The organism is Pseudomonadales bacterium, from assembly GCA_024234215.1.
Taxonomy (GTDB): Bacteria; Pseudomonadota; Gammaproteobacteria; order Pseudomonadales; family UBA5862; genus JACKOQ01.
This window is the reverse complement of sequence record JACKOQ010000001.1, coordinates 104955-121928: the sequence shown is the minus strand read 5'-3', so window position 1 is coordinate 121928 and position 16974 is coordinate 104955. Positions and strand designations below refer to the sequence as shown.

19 protein-coding genes are annotated in these 16974 nt (G+C 65.8%); 11 read left to right on the top strand and 8 right to left on the bottom strand.

The annotated features are described in order from the left end of the window. Nucleotides 1-65: 65 nt before the first annotated feature. From rpoH to ftsY, 4 genes are all read right to left on the bottom strand, one after another. Nucleotides 66-914 (bottom strand): RNA polymerase sigma factor RpoH, encoded by an 849-nt coding sequence (gene rpoH / locus H7A13_00595; GenBank protein ID MCP5331850.1) that lies wholly within the window; start codon nt 912-914, stop codon nt 66-68. Nucleotides 915-993: 79 nt separating this feature from the next. Continuing rightward, nucleotides 994-1965: a cell division protein gene (locus tag H7A13_00590; protein ID MCP5331849.1), complete on the bottom strand. Its 972-nt coding sequence runs from the start codon at nt 1963-1965 to the stop codon at nt 994-996. A gap of 8 nt (nt 1966-1973) precedes the next feature. Next, nucleotides 1974-2660 carry a cell division ATP-binding protein FtsE gene (gene ftsE, locus H7A13_00585; protein MCP5331848.1) on the bottom strand — a complete coding sequence of 229 codons (687 nt, stop codon included), beginning with the start codon at nt 2658-2660 and terminating at the stop codon, nt 1974-1976. A 3-nt stretch (nt 2661-2663) separates the two neighbouring features. Further along, nucleotides 2664-3818, bottom strand: coding sequence for a signal recognition particle-docking protein FtsY (gene ftsY, locus H7A13_00580; protein ID MCP5331847.1), 1155 nt, complete (start codon nt 3816-3818; stop codon nt 2664-2666). Between the two features lie 154 nt (nt 3819-3972). Between ftsY and rsmD the strand changes: the two genes are divergently transcribed. From rsmD to H7A13_00565, 3 genes are all read left to right on the top strand, one after another. Next, complete coding sequence (rsmD, locus tag H7A13_00575; GenBank protein MCP5331846.1) at nt 3973-4569, top strand: 16S rRNA (guanine(966)-N(2))-methyltransferase RsmD; 597 nt, start codon at nt 3973-3975, stop codon at nt 4567-4569. A gap of 63 nt (nt 4570-4632) precedes the next feature. Then, nucleotides 4633-5118 (top strand): pantetheine-phosphate adenylyltransferase, encoded by a 486-nt coding sequence (gene coaD, locus H7A13_00570; GenBank protein MCP5331845.1) that lies wholly within the window; start codon nt 4633-4635, stop codon nt 5116-5118. A 19-nt stretch (nt 5119-5137) separates the two neighbouring features. Further along, nucleotides 5138-5395, top strand: coding sequence for a YfhL family 4Fe-4S dicluster ferredoxin (locus H7A13_00565; protein ID MCP5331844.1), 258 nt, complete (start codon nt 5138-5140; stop codon nt 5393-5395). A 9-nt stretch (nt 5396-5404) separates the two neighbouring features. Here H7A13_00565 and H7A13_00560 read toward each other — a convergent pair whose 3' ends face one another. The 3 genes from H7A13_00560 to mutM all read right to left on the bottom strand — a co-directional run bounded on the left by H7A13_00560 (nt 5405) and on the right by mutM (nt 7740). Beyond that, complete coding sequence (locus H7A13_00560) at nt 5405-5755, bottom strand: hypothetical protein (GenBank protein ID MCP5331843.1); 351 nt, start codon at nt 5753-5755, stop codon at nt 5405-5407. 75 nt (nt 5756-5830) lie between these two features. Next, nucleotides 5831-6925, bottom strand: a complete 1095-nt coding sequence (locus tag H7A13_00555) for an acyltransferase (protein ID MCP5331842.1) — start codon at nt 6923-6925, stop codon at nt 5831-5833. After that, nucleotides 6922-7740 carry a bifunctional DNA-formamidopyrimidine glycosylase/DNA-(apurinic or apyrimidinic site) lyase gene (gene mutM, locus H7A13_00550; protein ID MCP5331841.1) on the bottom strand — a complete coding sequence of 273 codons (819 nt, stop codon included), beginning with the start codon at nt 7738-7740 and terminating at the stop codon, nt 6922-6924. The genes H7A13_00555 and mutM overlap by 4 nt, the downstream gene beginning before the upstream one ends. 93 nt (nt 7741-7833) lie before the next feature. Between mutM and H7A13_00545 the strand changes: the two genes are divergently transcribed. Continuing rightward, the gene (locus H7A13_00545; GenBank protein ID MCP5331840.1) at nt 7834-9804 is read left to right on the top strand and encodes a hydantoinase/oxoprolinase family protein; all 1971 of its coding nucleotides are present in this window, start codon (nt 7834-7836) and stop codon (nt 9802-9804) included. A 24-nt stretch (nt 9805-9828) separates the two neighbouring features. Here the strand turns inward: H7A13_00545 and H7A13_00540 are convergent, their stop codons facing one another. Next, nucleotides 9829-10128, bottom strand: coding sequence for a hypothetical protein (locus H7A13_00540; protein ID MCP5331839.1), 300 nt, complete (start codon nt 10126-10128; stop codon nt 9829-9831). Nucleotides 10129-10375: 247 nt separating this feature from the next. Between H7A13_00540 and H7A13_00535 the strand changes: the two genes are divergently transcribed. The 7 genes from H7A13_00535 to H7A13_00505 all read left to right on the top strand — a co-directional run bounded on the left by H7A13_00535 (nt 10376) and on the right by H7A13_00505 (nt 16917). Next, on the top strand, nt 10376-11176 hold the full coding sequence (locus tag H7A13_00535; GenBank protein ID MCP5331838.1) for a TOBE domain-containing protein: 801 nt from the start codon (nt 10376-10378) through the stop codon (nt 11174-11176). Between the two features lie 37 nt (nt 11177-11213). Then, nucleotides 11214-12545: a hypothetical protein gene (locus H7A13_00530; protein MCP5331837.1), complete on the top strand. Its 1332-nt coding sequence runs from the start codon at nt 11214-11216 to the stop codon at nt 12543-12545. A 28-nt stretch (nt 12546-12573) separates the two neighbouring features. Next, nucleotides 12574-13335 (top strand): molybdate ABC transporter substrate-binding protein, encoded by a 762-nt coding sequence (gene modA / locus H7A13_00525; GenBank protein ID MCP5331836.1) that lies wholly within the window; start codon nt 12574-12576, stop codon nt 13333-13335. 15 nt (nt 13336-13350) lie between these two features. Beyond that, nucleotides 13351-14022, top strand: a complete 672-nt coding sequence (modB, locus tag H7A13_00520; protein ID MCP5331835.1) for a molybdate ABC transporter permease subunit — start codon at nt 13351-13353, stop codon at nt 14020-14022. Next, entirely contained in the window at nt 14019-15134 is a 1116-nt protein-coding gene (gene modC, locus H7A13_00515) for a molybdenum ABC transporter ATP-binding protein (GenBank protein MCP5331834.1), read from the top strand. The genes modB and modC overlap by 4 nt, the downstream gene beginning before the upstream one ends. Nucleotides 15135-15386: 252 nt before the next feature. Next, complete coding sequence (locus H7A13_00510; protein ID MCP5331833.1) at nt 15387-16454, top strand: ImmA/IrrE family metallo-endopeptidase; 1068 nt, start codon at nt 15387-15389, stop codon at nt 16452-16454. After that, nucleotides 16435-16917, top strand: coding sequence for a DUF3368 domain-containing protein (locus tag H7A13_00505; protein MCP5331832.1), 483 nt, complete (start codon nt 16435-16437; stop codon nt 16915-16917). Before H7A13_00510 ends, H7A13_00505 begins: the two co-directional genes overlap by 20 nt. Nucleotides 16918-16974 lie beyond the last annotated feature (57 nt).

Genomic DNA, 16974 nt, shown 5'->3' with positions numbered 1-16974 from the left:
CGCTTGCGTTCAACGCAACAGGCCGCTGAATGCGGCCTGTTGGCATCGGCTGGCAGCATGCATGCTCAGGCGTCGATGGCACTGCGCAGCCGCTTCATCGCATTCTGTTCGAGCTGGCGGATGCGCTCGGCCGAGACGCCATGGATGGCCGCCAGATCGTGCAGGGTCGCCTTAGACTCATTCAGCCAGCGCCGTTCGAGAATGTCGCGGCTGCGCGGATCGAGCGCTTCGAGCGCCATCAGCAACTGCTCGCCCTGGTGGCTGCCATGGTCGAGCTGCTCGAGGATCAGTGCCGGGTCGGCGCTGCTGTCCTCGAGGTACTCGGCCGGCGCCGGCGGGCTGGAGTCGTCGTCATCCTGTGCATCGAACGAGGTGTCGTGGGCCGCCAGCCGCCCCTCCATCTGCCGCACCGTTTTCGGGTCGACATTGAGCTCGCGGGCGATGCTGCTCACCTCGTCGTTGCTGAGCCAGTCGAGCCGCTTCTTGGCGCCGCGCAGGTTGAAGAAGAGCTTGCGCTGCGCCTTGGTGGTGGCGATCTTGGCGATGCGCCAGTTGCGCAGGATGAACTCGTGGATCTCGGCCTTGATCCAGTGCACGGCGAACGAGACCAGCCGCACCCCCATGTTCGGGTCGAACCGCTTGACCGCCTTCATCAGGCCGATGTTGCCCTCCTGGATCAGGTCGGCCTGCGGCAGCCCATAGCCGGCATAACCGCGGGCGACATGGGCGACGAAGCGCAGGTGCGACAGCACCAGTTGCCGGGCGGCGTCGAGGTCACCCTCTTCGCTGTACTGGCGGGCGAGGCGCTGTTCATCTTCCTGCGACAGCATCGGAATGCGCTGCACCGCCTGAAGGTAGGCGTTGAGGTTGCCAACCGGCGCCAGCACGTTCATGGGCAGAATGTCGGTACTCATGATCACCTCTTGCAGATCGGCTGAGAATTCTAGCACTTGGCCGATTGGAGTGCTAAAACCGGTCGAAGTTCCAAGTGATTCAATCAGGCTCGATCGAGCGCAGTTGCCGCTCGGCCGCGATCCAGGCGCCCGCCACACCGAGCAGCGCACTGCCCAGCAGCAGGATCGTCGTGCCATGCATCCCCAAGCCCACCGGCGTGAAGCTGCTCTGATAGAGGGCGGCCAGCTCCTGCACCGGCGCGCGCAGCCAGAGCAGCAGCGCCCCGGTCAGCAGCAATGCCGCCATGCCGCCGCCCAGACCATACCAGAGGCCGGTGTAGAGAAACGGCCGGCGGATGAAGGCCGCGGTGCCACCGACCAGTTTGATCACCTCGATCTCGCGCCGGCGGTTGGTGATGGTCAGCCGCAAGGTGGTGGCGACGATCAGCAACACCGCCACCGCCAGCAGCAGCGTCAAGGCCAGCACCGCCCGCTGTCCCAGCTCGATCAGCGCCAGCAGCCGCGCCAGCCACTCGGTGTCGACCTGCGCCTGCTCGACCTCCGGCAGCGTGGCCAACCGCCGGGCCAGTGCCCGCAGCGGCTCGATCCCACCGCTGTCGGCCCGCGGCGTGATCAACAGCAGCGGCGGCAGCGGGTTGCTGCCGAGCGCGTCGATCACATCATCCAGTTTCGAGCGCTGCCGGAACTCCAGCAGCGCCGCCTCGCGGCCGATCACCTTGACCGCGGCGATCTCGGCATCGCGACCCAGCCGCTCACCGAGCAGGCGGGCCATCTCGTCACTCTGCTCGATCTTGAGGTAGAGGGTGATGCGGCGGCTGCCTTCACTCCAGCCCTCGCTCACCTGCTTGAGGTTGTCGAGCAGAAGATAGAGGCCGCTCGGCAGCGCCAGCGCGATGCCGACCATGCTCCAGATCATCAGCGTCGCCATCGGTTCGGCCAGCAACCGCCTGAGGCTGTCCCGGCAGTGGCTGCGGTGCTGCAGCACGTAACCGCGCAGGCGGTCACGCCAGCCGGGCGGCTGGCGGCGGGCGGAGTTCTGGCCTCTCGCCATCTTGGCACTCATGGCGGGGCAGCGTCGCCGTCGTCGAACGGGTCGTTGATCAACCGGCCTTCGTGAAGTTCGAAGACCGGTTTGTCCATCGCATCGATCAGCGCGGTGTCGTGGCTGGCGATCAGCACCGTGACCCCCGCCTGGCTGAAGGCGGAGAAGAGCGCCATGATCTCGGCGGAGAGGTCGGGATCGAGGTTGCCGGTCGGCTCATCGGCCAGCAGCAGCGGCGGCCTGCTGACCACCGCGCGGGCAATGCCGGCACGCTGCTGCTCGCCACCGGAGAGCTGGATCGGGTTCATCCGCTCCTTGTCGAGCAACCCCACCTTGTCGAGGGCGGCCCGCACCCGGCGGCCGATCTCGTGCCGCGAAGCGCCGGCAATCACCAACGGCAGCGCGACATTGTCGAACAGCGTGCGATCGAACAGCAGCCGGTGGTTCTGGAACACCACGCCGATGTTGCGGCGATAGAAAGGAATGCTGCGCTGTGGCAGACGGTCGAGATCGATGCCGCCCACCAGCACCCGCCCCTGGGAGGGCCGCTCCATGCGCATGATCAGCTTCAGCAGCGTGCTCTTGCCGGCACCGGAGTGGCCGGTCAGAAAGGCCAGCGACCGTTTCGGCAGATGAAAGGAGAGGTCGCGCAGCGCCTCGTGGCCACCTTCATAGCGTTTGCTGACCTGCTCGAACCGCAGCATCGATCAGGCCGGATCGCGCTCGAACAGTGCGCGGATGAACTCATCGGCATCGAACGGACGCAGGTCGTCGATCGCCTCGCCGACGCCGATGAAGCGAATCGGCAGACCGAGCTGCTGGGCAATGGCGAAGATGACGCCGCCCTTGGCAGTGCCATCGAGCTTGGTCAGCGCGATGCCGCTGACATCGACCGCATCGCGAAACTGCTGCGCCTGGTTGAGGGCATTCTGGCCGGTGCTGGCATCCAGCACCAGCAGCACCTCGTGGGGCGCCTCGGGGTCGATCTTCTTCAGCACCCGCACCACCTTCTTCAGCTCTTCCAGCAGATGCGCCTTGTTGTGCAGCCGGCCGGCGGTGTCGGCGATCAGCAGATCGATGCCGCGCGCCTTGGCGGCCGACAGCGCATCGAACAGCACGGAGGCGCTGTCGGCACCGCTCTGCTGGGCGACCACCGGCACCTGGTTGCGCTCGCCCCACACCTTGAGCTGCTCCACCGCCGCCGCACGAAAGGTGTCACCGGCGGCCAGCATCACCTTCTTGCCCTGCTGGCCATATCGTTTCGCCAGCTTGCCGATGGTGGTGGTCTTGCCAACGCCATTGACGCCGATCACCAGCAGCACGTAGGGGCGCTTGCTGTCGTCGATCTGAAGCGGCAGGCTGACCGGCCGCAGGATCTCGCTCAGCGCGGCACGCAGCGCCGCATGGAGGGCATCGGCATCGGCCAGCTGCTTGCGCGCCACCCGGTCGCTCAGTTGATCGATGATCTGCCGGGTCGCCGCCATGCCGACATCGGCCAGCAGCAACTGCTCTTCCAGCGCCTCCAGCAGCTCGGCATCGATCTGCTTGCGGCCGAGTATCAGATTGCTCAGTCCCTCGGCCAGCGAGACACGGGTGCGGGTCAGACCACTGCGGATGCGGCTGAACAGCCCCGGCTTGCTGGCACTCGGCTCGGTCTCGGCGGGCGCGGCCACCGTGGGAGCAGCCTGCGCCTGCTGCGGTTCAGTATCGGCAGTCGGCGCTGGTTCGTGCAGGAGTGCATCGATGGGTGACGGCGACGATTCAGGCGCTTCAGCGTCATGCTCCGCGGAAGGCGACGCCGTGCCCGATCCCGCCGCCTCGGGCGTCTGGGGGGTGTTGTTGCGCTTGAGGAACTTGAACATGACGCCGATCGCTGGAGTGGAAACGGGCGCGCTGGCGGTGACTCGCGCGGGTTGGGTATCCTAGCACCCCTTGCCCCGTTCGGGGTATGCAGAGCGCAGAGGTCTGTTCGATGTTGCCAGCCCCTTTCGACGGCCTCCCGCCGGCCTCCTCGCGGTGGTGAATCCAGCGCACACGGCCCCCGGACGCATCCGCATCATTGCCGGCCGCTGGCGGGGACGACGCCTCCCGGTGATCGCCAGCGAGATGCTGCGCCCCACCCCCGATCGGGTGCGCGAGACCCTGTTCAACTGGATTGGGCCCGCCGTGCGCGGCACACGCTGCCTCGATCTGTTCGCCGGCACCGGCATCCTCGGGCTCGAAGCGCTGTCACGCGGCGCCGCGCAGGTGGTCTGGATCGAGGCGGATATTCGGCTGGTCAGGGCGCTGCGGCAGATCCAGGCCACGCTGCAAGCCGGCGGCGAGGTGGTCTGTGGTGATGTGACCGACTGGCTGACCGGCTTCGACCCAGCGCGCTCTGCACCCTTCGACCTGGTCTTTCTCGATCCGCCCTTCAGACGCGGTCTGCTCGAACAGGTGGTGCAGCAACTGGAGCAGCGCGCTCTGCTGAGCCCACAGGCACTGATCTACCTGGAGCACGAGCGGGAGCATCAGCCTGCACTGCCGCCGAACTGGCTGCCGCTGCGCGCCACCCACGCCGGTCAGGTGACGGCGCAACTGCTACGGCGGCAGCCGGTGGCGCAGTCCGATTGAGCGGCCGCGAACCGCCGTAGTAACATCGCCGCTCCATCTGGCAGTGCAGCGAAGAGAATAACCATGAAAACCGCCATCTATCCCGGCACCTTCAACCCTCTGACCAACGGCCATGTCGACATTCTGGAGCGGGCCGCCCGGCTGTTCGACCGGGTGCTGCTCGGCATTGCGCCCAGTGCCGGCAAGCAGCCGCTGTTCACGCTGCAGGAGCGGATCGACCTCGCTCGCCTCTGCGTCGCCCATCTGCCCAATGTCGAAGTGCTGGCCATCGAGGGGCTGCTGATCAACTTCAGCCGCCAGCACGATGCCATCGCCATCGTGCGCGGGATTCGCGCCGTCTCCGACTACGAATATGAGCTGCAACTGACCAACATGAACCGGGCGATGGCGCCGCAGATCGAGACCATCTTTCTGACCCCGGCCGACAACCTGTCGTTCATCTCATCGACCCTGGTGCGCGAGATCGCCAGCTTTCATGGCGATGTCAGCAAGTTTGTCCGGCCGGAGGTCGCCACGGCATTGCAGGCCAAGTTTCCGCCACCGAAATAGCAACGCACCGGCAGCCGGCATGGCCTTGATGATCACCAGCGCCTGCATCAACTGCGATGTCTGCGAACCCGAGTGCCCCAACGGGGCCATCCATGCCGGCGAGCTGGTCTATGAGATCGACCCGGCGCTCTGCACCGAGTGCGTTGGCCATTTCGATCGGCCGCAGTGCATCGAGATCTGCCCGGTCGACTGCATCCTCACCGACCCGGAGTGCATCGAATCGCCGCAGGCGCTGCAACGGAAGTTCCAGCAACTGCACCCCTCCACCGAGCCCTGAGGCGCTGGACTACTGCGTCGGTCCGTCGCCGACGGCTGGTGCAGGCTTGCGGGAGGCGGCGGTGCAGCCCAGGCAGCGGACAAAGGCGTTCCTGGCCGGACCGGCCACCAACTGATCGGCCGCCTCGTCGACATTGCCGCCCAGCGCCGAAAAGGGCAGGCTGACGATGAACAGCCCAGTGCCCACCACCGTCATGCCGATCAGCAGCGGCCGTGCCACCAGCAGATCGGCCGCCATCGCGCCGGCACCCGGCCGGTTGCCGTCATCGCTGCTGCCGGCCCACAGCGGCTGGGTGCCGAGCAGCAGGCTCAGCGTCAGAATCCCGGTCTGGCAGAGAGACCGCCGGTTGCGCAGGTTCATCTGAACTCTCCATGCAGGTTGAAGCCAAGAACATTCGATAAGCCTGGTCCATGGTAGCGCAATGGCGCACCGATGCTACTCGGCCGGCGCAGCACCGAGCCAGGCCCGGGTGCGCTGCACGTAGCGCTCCTTCAGCGTCAGCACGCGCTTCTCCAGCAGATGCCAGGAGAGCGCGCTGAGCAGCAGAACCACCGGCACCGCAATCAGCACCATCTCCAGCACCGAGACGTCAGATATCAATGCGACCACCGCTTGCTGCACCGGGAAGGCATAAATATAGAAGCCGTAGGAGTAATCACCCACCCGGTTGTAGCCACGGACCAGACCCGAAGGCACATAGGCCAGATAGAGCAGCAGGTAGGCGATCGAGCCATGGTAGAGCACAAAAAAGAGGTGGCGGTGCTCGACCGACAGCAACAACAGCAGAAGCAGTGGCCAGAACAGCGCGCCGTGCAAACGGATGCGCGCCCGCAGCACATAAAAGGTCGCACCACTGAAGAACATGAAGATGAATCTGGCAAGCTGGTGGAGCCGCGGAGATTGATCGATCAAGGCACACTCCTCGGCCAGCAGATAGCCCGCCGCGAGCAGCGCATAGACGATGACCGCCCGCTGCAATGCCCTGATGCGATCGCTCCGCCAGCGCAACAGCAGCCAGGTGACGGCCAGAATGGCGTACATCCGCACTTCGTAAGGCATGGTCCAGAGTGACCCATTGACGGCATTCGGCAGCGGATTGGTTGTGAACACACCGGGCAGCGTAGAGGCCGTGTGGATGAAGACCGTGGCCGCTTTGGCCAGCCGCACATAGATCGAGCTCTGCGCAAAGTAGTCCGACGGCGGCAAGGTGGTGAAGAGCGGCCCCAGCACGAACGCCATCATCAGCAGCATCAGCCAGTAAGCCGGATAGATCCGCAGAAAGCGGGCCCAGACAAAGTCGACGCCGTTTTGCCGCTTCAGCAGACTGGCAGTGACCAGAAACCCGCTGGCGACGAAGAAGAGATCAACCGCCAGATCGCCCAGTGTCACCATGCCGATCAGCCTTTTGACCGGGTCTTCGCCCGAGCCGGTCAGCGCAAAGCTGTGGCTCACGAGCACCGAGCAAGCCGCCACCATGCGAATGAGATTGAAGTTGTTGTCGCGGCTCTGGCTGCGGTCGGAGAGCTTCACTGCTGGCACTCCTGGCAAAAAAAGGTGGAGCGCTGGTTGAGCCGTATCGAGGCCACCTGGCCCCCGCAGCGCGGGCAGGGCTGCCCGGTGCGTCCGTAGACATCGAGCGCGAAGCCGAAATAGCCGGCCTGGCCATCGCTGTTCAGAAAGTCGCGCAGCGTGGTGCCGCCCTGGGTGATCGCCTGCTCCAGCAGCCGCCTGATCTGCCCGACCAGCCGCTCGCAGTCGGCATGGGAGAGGGTGCCGGCCGGTCGTCGCGGATCGATGCCGGCTCGATGGAGCGCCTCGTTGGCGTAGATGTTGCCGATGCCGACCACCACTTCGCTCTGCATCAGCAGGCTCTTGATCGCCACCGTGCGGCCACGTGCGCTCCGATGGAGGTGGCCGCCGTCGAACGCCTCGCCGAGCGGCTCCGGCCCCAGTCGGCTCAGCAGTGGATGGGTCAGCGGATCGCCCTCGAGCCACAGGCAGCAGCCAAAACGGCGCGGATCACGGTAGCGCAGCAGCGCGCCGCCTTCGAGCAGCAGGTCATAGTGGTCATGTGCCGTCGGCGCGACGGCGGGCGGTTCGAGCAGCATGAAGCGGCCGGACATGCCCAGATGGAGCAGCAGGTGTCCGCCATCGAGTTGCAGCAGCAGATACTTGGCGCGCCGCTGCAATGAGCCGATGCGCCGGTCGCGGAGGCGTTCGGGCAGCTCATCCGGAATCGGCCAGCGCAGCCGGCCATTGCGCAGCACCATGTCGTGGATGCGGCGGCCAATCAGATGGGGGGCAAGGCCACGCAAGGTGGTTTCGACTTCGGGCAGTTCCGGCATGCAAAAACGGCTGGGTAAAATGGCGGTGAGTGAGCGGCCGTCACCTTAGCAGCCAGCGATCGACAAGGGGAGAGTCCAGACACGATGCGCGACATGATGGTCCTGGGAATCGACACCGGCGGCACCTTCACCGACTTCGTGCTGTTCGATGGCGAACGGTTGCATATCCACAAGGTGCTCTCCACGCCAGAGGCCCCCGACGAAGCCATCGCCACCGGCATGGCCGAACTGGGGCTGGAAGCGCCACTGCGCCAGGGCAAGCTGCTGCTGGTCCATGGCTCCACGGTTGCGACCAACGCCGCACTGGAGGGCAAGGGGGTGCCGACGCTGTTCGTCACCAACCGTGGTTTTCGCGACCTGCTGACCATCGGCCGCCAGATCCGGCGCGAGCTCTACGAACTGATGCCGGCGCCGCTGCCGCCACCAGTGCCCGCCGAGCTCTGCTTCGAGGTCGACACCCGGCGCGACCACCTTGGCCGGCTGATCACGCCGCTGACCGACGCCGATCTGACCCGGCTGCGCCACGCCATCGCCACGCTGGCGCCCCAGGCGGTGGCGATCTGCCTGCTCTACAGCTTCATGGATGAGAGCGAGGAGCAGGCGCTGGCCGGCGCGCTGCCGCCGGGACTGTTCGTCTCCTGTTCGTCGCAGGTGCTGCCCGAGTACCGCGAATATGAGCGCGGCATCGCCACCTGGCTCAACAGTTGGCTCGGCCCGCTGGTGTCCGACTATCTGGGCCGGCTCAGCGCACGAACGGCGCCGGCACCGCTCACCATCATGCAGTCATCGGGCGGTACCGTCGCCGCCGAGCAGGCCCGGCAGCGCGCCGTCAACCTGCTGCTGTCGGGTCCGGCCGGCGGCATGGCGGCGGCACGCCATCTGGCCGACACCCTCGGCGAACGGCAGTTGATCACCTTCGACATGGGCGGCACCTCGACCGATGTCGGCCTGCTCAGCGGGGGCGAGCTGACGCTGACCAATGAGGGGCGGATCGGCCCCTATCCGGTCGCGGTGCCGATGGTCGATCTGCACACCATCGGTGCCGGCGGCGGATCCATCGCCTTTCTCGATGATGGAGGCGGACTCTGGGTCGGACCGCGCTCGGCCGGCGCACTGCCGGGCCCGGCCTGTTATGGACGCGGCGGCCGCGAACCGACCGTCACCGATGCCAACCTGCTGCTGGGCCGGCTGCGGCCGGAACGGTTTCTCGGCGGCGCCATGCCGCTCGATGTCGCGGCGGCGCAGCGCGCCATCGCCACGCTGGCCGATCCGCTGGGACTGTCGCTCGAAGAGACCGCCGCCGGCATCATCGAGATTGCCAATGAGCAGATGATTCGCGCATTGCGGCTGATCTCGGTGGAGCGCGGCCACGATCCGCGCCAGTTCCGGCTCTGCTGCTTCGGCGGCGCCGGCGGTCTGCACCTGTGCCGGCTGGCCGAGGCGCTCGGCATCCGCCGCGCTCTGGTGCCGCTCGATGGCGGCGTCTTCTCGGCGTTCGGCATGTTGGTGGCACCGCAGGCGCGGCAACTGTCACGCAGCTGCATCCAGCCATTCGACGACGCCAGCGGCACCGCCATCGATGCGCTGCTGGCACGGCTCGATGCCAGCGGTGTGGCCGATCTGCGCGCACAGCGGGTCGATCCGGCCACGCTGCAACGGCTGGCCTCGGTCGATCTGCGCTACCGCGGGCAATCCTTCACGCTCAACCTGCCGTGGCAAGGCGTCGATGCGACCGGCAGCGCCTTTCATGCGCTGCATGAGCAGCGCTATGGCCACCGGCTGGAGATGCCGATCGAACTGGTGAATGTCCGGCTGCTGCTGCGCGCGCCGGCCCGACCCTGGCCGCTGCCACCCTGGCAGCCGACCGCCACGCCATCAGCGCAGTCGGCGCCGCTCGCCGGCTTTGCGCAGCCGGTGCCCATCCGCCAGCGGGAGTCGTTGCGGGTGCATGAAGCGATCGAGGGGCCACTGCTGCTCACCGAGCGCACCTCGACCACCCTGCTGCTGGCCGGCTGGCGGGGAGAGCTCGATCTTCAGGGGCATCTGCTGCTGAACCGGGAGTGACCTCCCGGCAGCAGGCATCAGAGGTCAGCCGTGGGCGGCGTTGTGGTCGCTCGGGCTGTGGTAGTAGAGGCTCTCTTCGGCCAGCTCGCGGACCAGCTTCAGCAGCGTCTGCAGCCGCAGTTCGGCGGTCGCCACCGGTGCGCAGTCATCACAGTCACGGTCGGGGCAGGGTTGGCGCGAAAAGAGCCAGTAGTGGATCGCCCCCGACAGCGTGCCATCGGCAATCTCCCACAGATCTGCATCGATCTGCCGCTCCGCCAGCTCATTGGCCAGATCGATCGACCGCTGGGCGGCCTGCTCAAAGGCATTGGATTCGTTGTGCATGAGGAACTCCCGCTGGCGCAGTCTGGTTGCAGCGGCGCAAGCATAGCAAGAATCGACCAGCAACGATAACGCAACCGCCTTGGCGAAGGGGCTTCCACCGGCACGATCGCAGCCGACGGGTGCCCCTCCTCGGTTCCTGACAGATCCTTCCGAACCTTCAGCGCCCACCAAGGATTGCAGCGGATCTTGTGCAGGGTGAAACAGCCTGCTACCGTTATGCACATATCTGCATAACGGTAGCAGGGCGATGCGCAAACAGCGGGCGAACAACAAAACGGTCGAGCCCGTTTCACCTCAGTGGAGCCTCCCTGACGACCGTCGAATGCAGTTGCTGGAGCAGATCGAGCAGACCGGCTCGATCACCCAGGCCGCCAAAAGCCTGAGCATGAGTTACCGCGCTGCCTGGAACGCGGTCGATGCGCTGCGCAATCTGGCCGGCGAGGCGCTGTTGGTGACGCAAAGCGGCGGCAGCGATGGCGGCGGCACGCGGCTGACGCCGGCTGGCAAACGGCTGCTGCACACCCACCGCGCGGTGCAGGAACAGCAGCGCCGCTTCATGAGCGGGCTGCATGCACAGCTCGACCACCCCGACATCCTGCCACTGCTGCGGAGGTTCGCCGTGAAAACCAGTGCCCGCAATCAGTTCTTCGGCACTGTGACCGGCATCCGCCTCGGTGCGGTGAATGCCGAGGTGACCGTCGCCCTGAACGACCGCGATCGTCTGGTCGCCACCGTCACGATGGAGAGTCTGGGTGAACTTCAGCTCGGCCCTGGCAGCGAGGTGTGGACGCTGGTCACGGCGCCCTCGGTGATGGTCATGCTCGACGACCCAGCCATCAAACTATCAGCCCGCAACCGTCTGTGCGGCACCGTCTCGCGCATCACCCGCGGCGCGGTCAACAGCGACGTCGTCATCGATCTGCCGGGCGGCAGCGCGGTCAGCGCCATCATCACCAACGACAGCCTCGACAGCCTGGCGCTCGCCGTTGGCACGCCGGCCTGCGCGGTGTTCAAGGCCGGCAGCGTGATCCTGGGCGTCAACGCCTGAGCCCCCCGACCAATCCACATATCCCGGGGAAGACACCATGCCACGCCCGACCCTCATCGCCGCAACGCTGGCGGCGATCTTCGCATTCAGCCAGGCACAGGCTGCCGATGCATCGGCCAACATCGAGTCCATGCAGCAGCGGCTCGACCAGCTCGAACGGCTGGTCGGCCAACTGCAATCCCAGCTCGATGCCGAGCGCCAGGCACGGCAAAAGGTCGAATCGGCCGCCGTGATCCGCCCGGTCACCGATGGCAAGAGCCTGAAATTCCAGTCGCCGAGCGGCGACTTCAGCTTCCAGGCCGGCGGCCGGATCGATGTCGACACCGCGCATTACGACCAGGACAAGCAGGATCTGGGCAACGGCACCGATTTCCGCCGCGCGCGCATGTACATGCGCGGCACGCTGGCGCGCGATTTCGACTACCTGTTCGAGTATGAATTCGTCGACTCCGCCGCGCGCAACAAGGGCATCACCGATGCCTGGCTGCGCTACAAGGGCTTCGCCCCGGCATTGCTCACGGTGGGCAACTTCAAGATGCCCTTCGGCATGGAGCAGCTCACGAGCGACAACACGACGATCTTCCTGGAGCGCGGCGTCAACGACATCCTGACACCCGGCCGCGGCATCGGCGCCGAATTGCGCAGCGCCGGCAGCAACTGGAGTCTGGCGGGTGGTCTGTTCGGCGAAAAGCCCGACGGCGACGTCGACAAGGAAGGCGACGAAGGCAGGGATGTCGCGGCCCGCACCACCTACGCGCCCATCCTGAAGCCCGATGCGGTGCTGCACCTCGGCGCCGGCGTTCGCCGACACGATCCGAACGACTCCAGCAACGCGCTGCGCTTTCGCAGTCGACCGGAGTCGAACCTGACCGGCGTCTATCTGGTCGACACCGGCATCCTCGCCAACACCGATGACTTCGTCTCCACCAATGCGGAACTGGCGAGCCGGTGGGGCCCGGTGACCTTCCAGTCCGAATACATGCACACGGCACTCGAACGCGACGACACTGCGGGGGACGCGGACTTCTCGGGCTGGTACGCGCAGGCGGCATGGTTGATGACCGGCGAACGTCGCCCCTACAAAGTATCCGAAGGCGTGTTCGATCGCGTCACGCCGAACGGCAGCATCGGTCTTGGTGGCTTCGGCGCCTGGGAGCTCGCCGCCCGCCTCAGCGAGGTGGATCTGAACGACAGCGGCATCGTTGGTGGCCAGGAACGCAATTTGACGCTGGCAGTCAACGGCTACCTCACCTCCAACATCCGCGTCATGTTCAATTACATCCGCGTGCTGGAGCTCGACCGGCCCGGCAACGCGGCCAACCACGACGAGCCGTCGATCCTCGGCACGCGTCTGCACATCGATTTCTGACCCACACGACTCATCGAGGAGCTGCACCATGCCCTGTTCGATCCCGCGCCGCGTCGCGCTCACCGCCGTGCTGCTGCTCGCCCTGCCCGCCGCCTGCGCCGAGGAGGTCGTCGCCGCGGTGGCCGCCAACTTCGCCGCAGCGATGGCACGCATCGAACCCGCCTTCGAGCAGGCCAGCGGCCATCAGCTCACCGTGGTGCTGGGCTCGTCCGGCAAGTTCCTGCAGCAGATTCAGCAGGGCGCACCGTTCGACGTGCTGCTGTCGGCGGACGCCGAGCGGCCCGAAGCGCTCGCCAAGTCGGGTCTCGGCGTGCCGGTGTCGCGCTTCACCTACGCGATTGGGCGCCTCGTGCTGTGGAGTCCGCAGCCGGGCGCCTTCGGCGACGGCGAGGCGTACCTGAAAGCCGGCGCGTTCCGGCATCTGGCCATCGCCAACCCGGCGGTCGCGCCCTACGGCGCGGCGGCGCAACGCACCCTCGAGCAGCTTGGCCTGTGGGCCGGCCTGCAGGAGAAGATCGTCCGCGCCGAGGACATCGGTCAGGTGTACGCCATGATCGGCAGCGGCGCCGCCGAGGTGGCGTTCGTGGCCTACTCGTCGGTGCTCGCCGGCAACAAGCCGGGCAGCCAGTGGCTAGTACCGCAAACTCTCTATCCGCCCCTCAGGCAGGACGCCATCCTGATCACGCGTGCCAAGAGCAACCCGGCCGCCAAGGCGCTGCTCGACTACCTCAAGACGCCCGCGGCGCGAGAAGTGATCGAATCGCTCGGCTACGACCTGCCACCCCCTTGAACCTTGCCCCTTGAAATGATCGACCTCGCCCCGGTCTGGCTCACGCTGCGCCTGGCGGCGGTGACGGTGGCGCTGCTGCTCATCGTCGGCACGCCGCTCGCCTGGTGGCTGGCGCACACCCGCACACGGGTGAAGCCGCTCGTCGAGGCCGTCACGGCGCTGCCGCTGGTGCTGCCGCCGACGGTGCTCGGGTTTTATCTGTTGGTGCTGTTCGCACCGGGCGGCGCGCTCGGCGCGCCGTGGCTCGCGCTGACCGGAGAAACGCTCACCTTCTCGTTCAGCGGCCTCGTGCTGGCGTCGATGCTCTACTCACTGCCGTTCGTGGTGCAGCCGCTCCAGGCCGCGTTCGAGGCGGTCGGCCGCGGGCCGCTGGAAGCCGCCGCGGTGCTCGGCGCCCGCCCGCTCGATGCCTTCTTCACGGTGGCGAGTCCGCTTGCGGCGCGCGGCTATCTCACCGCCATCGTGCTCGGCTTCGCCCACACGCTCGGCGAGTTCGGCGTGGTGCTGATGGTGGGCGGCAACATCCCCGGCCGCACGCGGGTGATCTCGATCGCCATCTACGAGCAGGTCGAGACGCTCAACTTCGCCGCCGCGCATGTGCTCTCGGCCGGCCTCCTGGCGTTCTCGTTCGCGGTGCTGGTGCTGGTGTATGTGTTGAACCGCCGCTACCCGGTACACGCCGCATGAGGCTCGACGTCGCCCTCGCGCTGCACCGCGCCGGCTTTGCGCTGGAGCTGGACGAAACGCTGGAGCTGACCGGCATCACCGCCGTGATGGGCGCGTCGGGCAGCGGCAAGAGCACGCTGCTGCGCGCGCTGGCGGGTCTGGAGACGCCGCAGCGCGCGCGCATCGCGCTCGGCGGCGCGCTGCTCGCCGACAGCGCGGCCGGCGTGAATCTGCTGCCATACCGGCGCGGCATCGGCTACGTGTTCCAGGACGCGCGCTTGTTCGCGCACCGCCGCGTGCGCGGCAACCTGCGCTTCGCGCAACAGCGCGCCCGGCCGGCCAACGGCGGCGCGCCGGCACCGGCGCTGGACGAGGTGATGTCTGCGCTCGATCTGATGCCGCTGCTGGAGCGGCGCACGGCCGGCCTGTCCGGCGGCGAGCGCCAGCGCGTGGCCATCGCCCGCGCGCTGCTCGCCAACCCGCGCCTGCTGCTGCTGGACGAGCCACTGTCGGCGCTGGACCTAAAACGCAAGGCCGAGCTGCTGCCCTACATCCGCGCCCTGCCCGCTCGCTTCGGCATACCACTGATCTACGTCTCGCACGCCGTGGAGGAAGTCGCCCAGCTCGCCGACGAGGTACTCATCCTCACCAATGGGCGCGTGGTGGCGCGCGGCGAGGTGCACAGCGTGCTGGAGCGCCCGGAGGCCGAGGCCGTGTCCGGCCACTTCGAGGCCGGCGCCCTGCTCGACGCCACCGTGCAGCGGCAAGTGGCCGACTACGCGCTGACCGAACTCGACCTGTCCGGCCAGCACCTGACGCTGCCGCAAATCGACGCCGCGCCCGGCACACGGGTGCGCCTGCGCGTGCGGGCGCGGGATGTCGCCATCGCGCTCGCCCGCGTCGAGGGCGTCAGCATCCGCAACCAACTGCAGGCGCACGTGCTGCGTATCGATGCCGCTCCGGCCGACGCCTACGCCGAGGTGCTGCTCGAACTCGCCGGCACCCCGGCCCAGCACGTGCGCGCGCGCATCACCCGCGAGGCGGTGGCGAGTCTGGGGCTGTCCGTCGGCATGCCCGTGTGGGCGTTGGTGAAGGGCGTGTCGTTCGATCGGCGGGAGTCGGGTGGAATCTGAACCCGCTCAACAGTGGCCGCGCCACGACTGATTCGTGGCACACGACATCAAGGCGTGATCACGTGCTGCCGCGGCCCCATACTTTTATATTGAATCTATACCGCCTCCCATCACACCGATCCTGCGTGCTCGAAGTCATCGATTCATCTCACTTGAGTCTTGAACGGGCAGCAGATAATGTTTACATTCCCATACATATGAATATTTTTTGTAAACCTCATCAACCACACTCTCAGGTTTGAAAAAACGGTCATGTTCAGCATTCGGCTGCATCGGGCTCGAAAAGCGGCTGGGCTATCCCTGCGTGATCTAGGGGAACGCGTCGGGGTGTCGCACGCGGCCATCAAAAAATATGAAGACGGCATCGCCATGCCATCGAGCGATATCCTGATCGGGCTGTCGCGGGCGCTTCAGGTGCGTACCGAATATTTCTTCCGCCCAGAAACGGTCGATCTTGACGGCATTGAGTACCGTAAACGTAGCTCCTTGCCCAAAAAACGGCTGGACACGATTACTCACGAAGTGATCGATCAAATCGAACGCCGCGTCGAATTGGAGAACCTTTTTCCACAGTCTCCCGTAAAGGCCTTCGACACGATCGAGGTGCCGGACCTCCTCATCACTGCGATGAATCAGATCGAGGAGGAGGCCGACCGTGTCCGCGAGGCATGGGAGTTGGGTTTTGATCCCATCCCTGATTTGATCGACGTTTTGGAGACTCACGGCATTCGAGTTTTCATGATCGACGCCGATGCCGACATTAAATTTGATGGGCTCGCGGCCCGAGTGGCCGGCATGCCCATTGTAGTCGTCGGGCGTCATTGGCCAGGAGATCGTCAGCGTTTCACGCTGGCACACGAGCTCGGACATCTCATACTCGAAGGCCGTCTTGGCGATACTCTGAGTGAAGAAAAGGCGTGCAACCGCTTTGCCGGCGCCTTCCTGTTTCCGCGTGCGTCTGCACTAGAAAAACTCGGAAATCCACGCAATGCCATTGAATTCAAAGAGTTGGCGTTACTTAAGGAAGAGTTCGGTCTGTCGATGGCCGGAATTCTGTATCGAGCCCTAGATCTCGAAATCATCTCGCCCGCCTATCGCAATAACCTGACCAAGCTATTTCGGTCCAAAGGCTGGCACATCAAGGAGCCCGGTCGGGGCTATCCCGCCGAGAAAACGCACATCTTCGAGCAACTGGTGTTCCACGCGCTGGCTGAAGAATACATCGGCGAGTCGAAGGCCGCTGAGCTGATGAACATGCCACTGCAACAGTTCCGGCGCGTCCGCTCGATGGAAAGCGGCGATGCTGCTGTTGATCAGTGATGCCAATATCCTGCTGGATATGGAAGTGGGCGATCTGGTCGCGCCAATGTTCAGCCTTGGGTATCAGTTCGCAGTGCCTGACGTTCTTTACTTCGAAGAACTGCAAGAGCAGCACGCCCATTGGCTGGATATGGGCCTGCAGACCCGCACGTTGTCGGCCAGGAGTGTCGAGCGTGTTCAGGCGCTGAGCCAGATCCATACCAAGCCGGGGAGGAATGACCTGTTCGCACTGGCATTGGCCGAGGTCGAGAAATGTCCCTTGCTGACAGGTGATGCCGCGTTGAGGCAAGCGGCAGAAGCAGAACAGGTCGAGGTCAAGGGCACGATCTGGCTGATCGTGGAGATGGTGCGCGAGCAGTGCATCACCGTGGCGGCGGCTAGGGCGGCCCTGGATAGCATGAGAGCGAACGGACGGCGACTGCCGTGGAAAGTCGCAGAAGAAATGCTTGATGGCATTGAATAACAGGGTAAATGCAATTTTCTGCCACTGTTTCATGATGTGACGGCTCGCTCGGGCAGA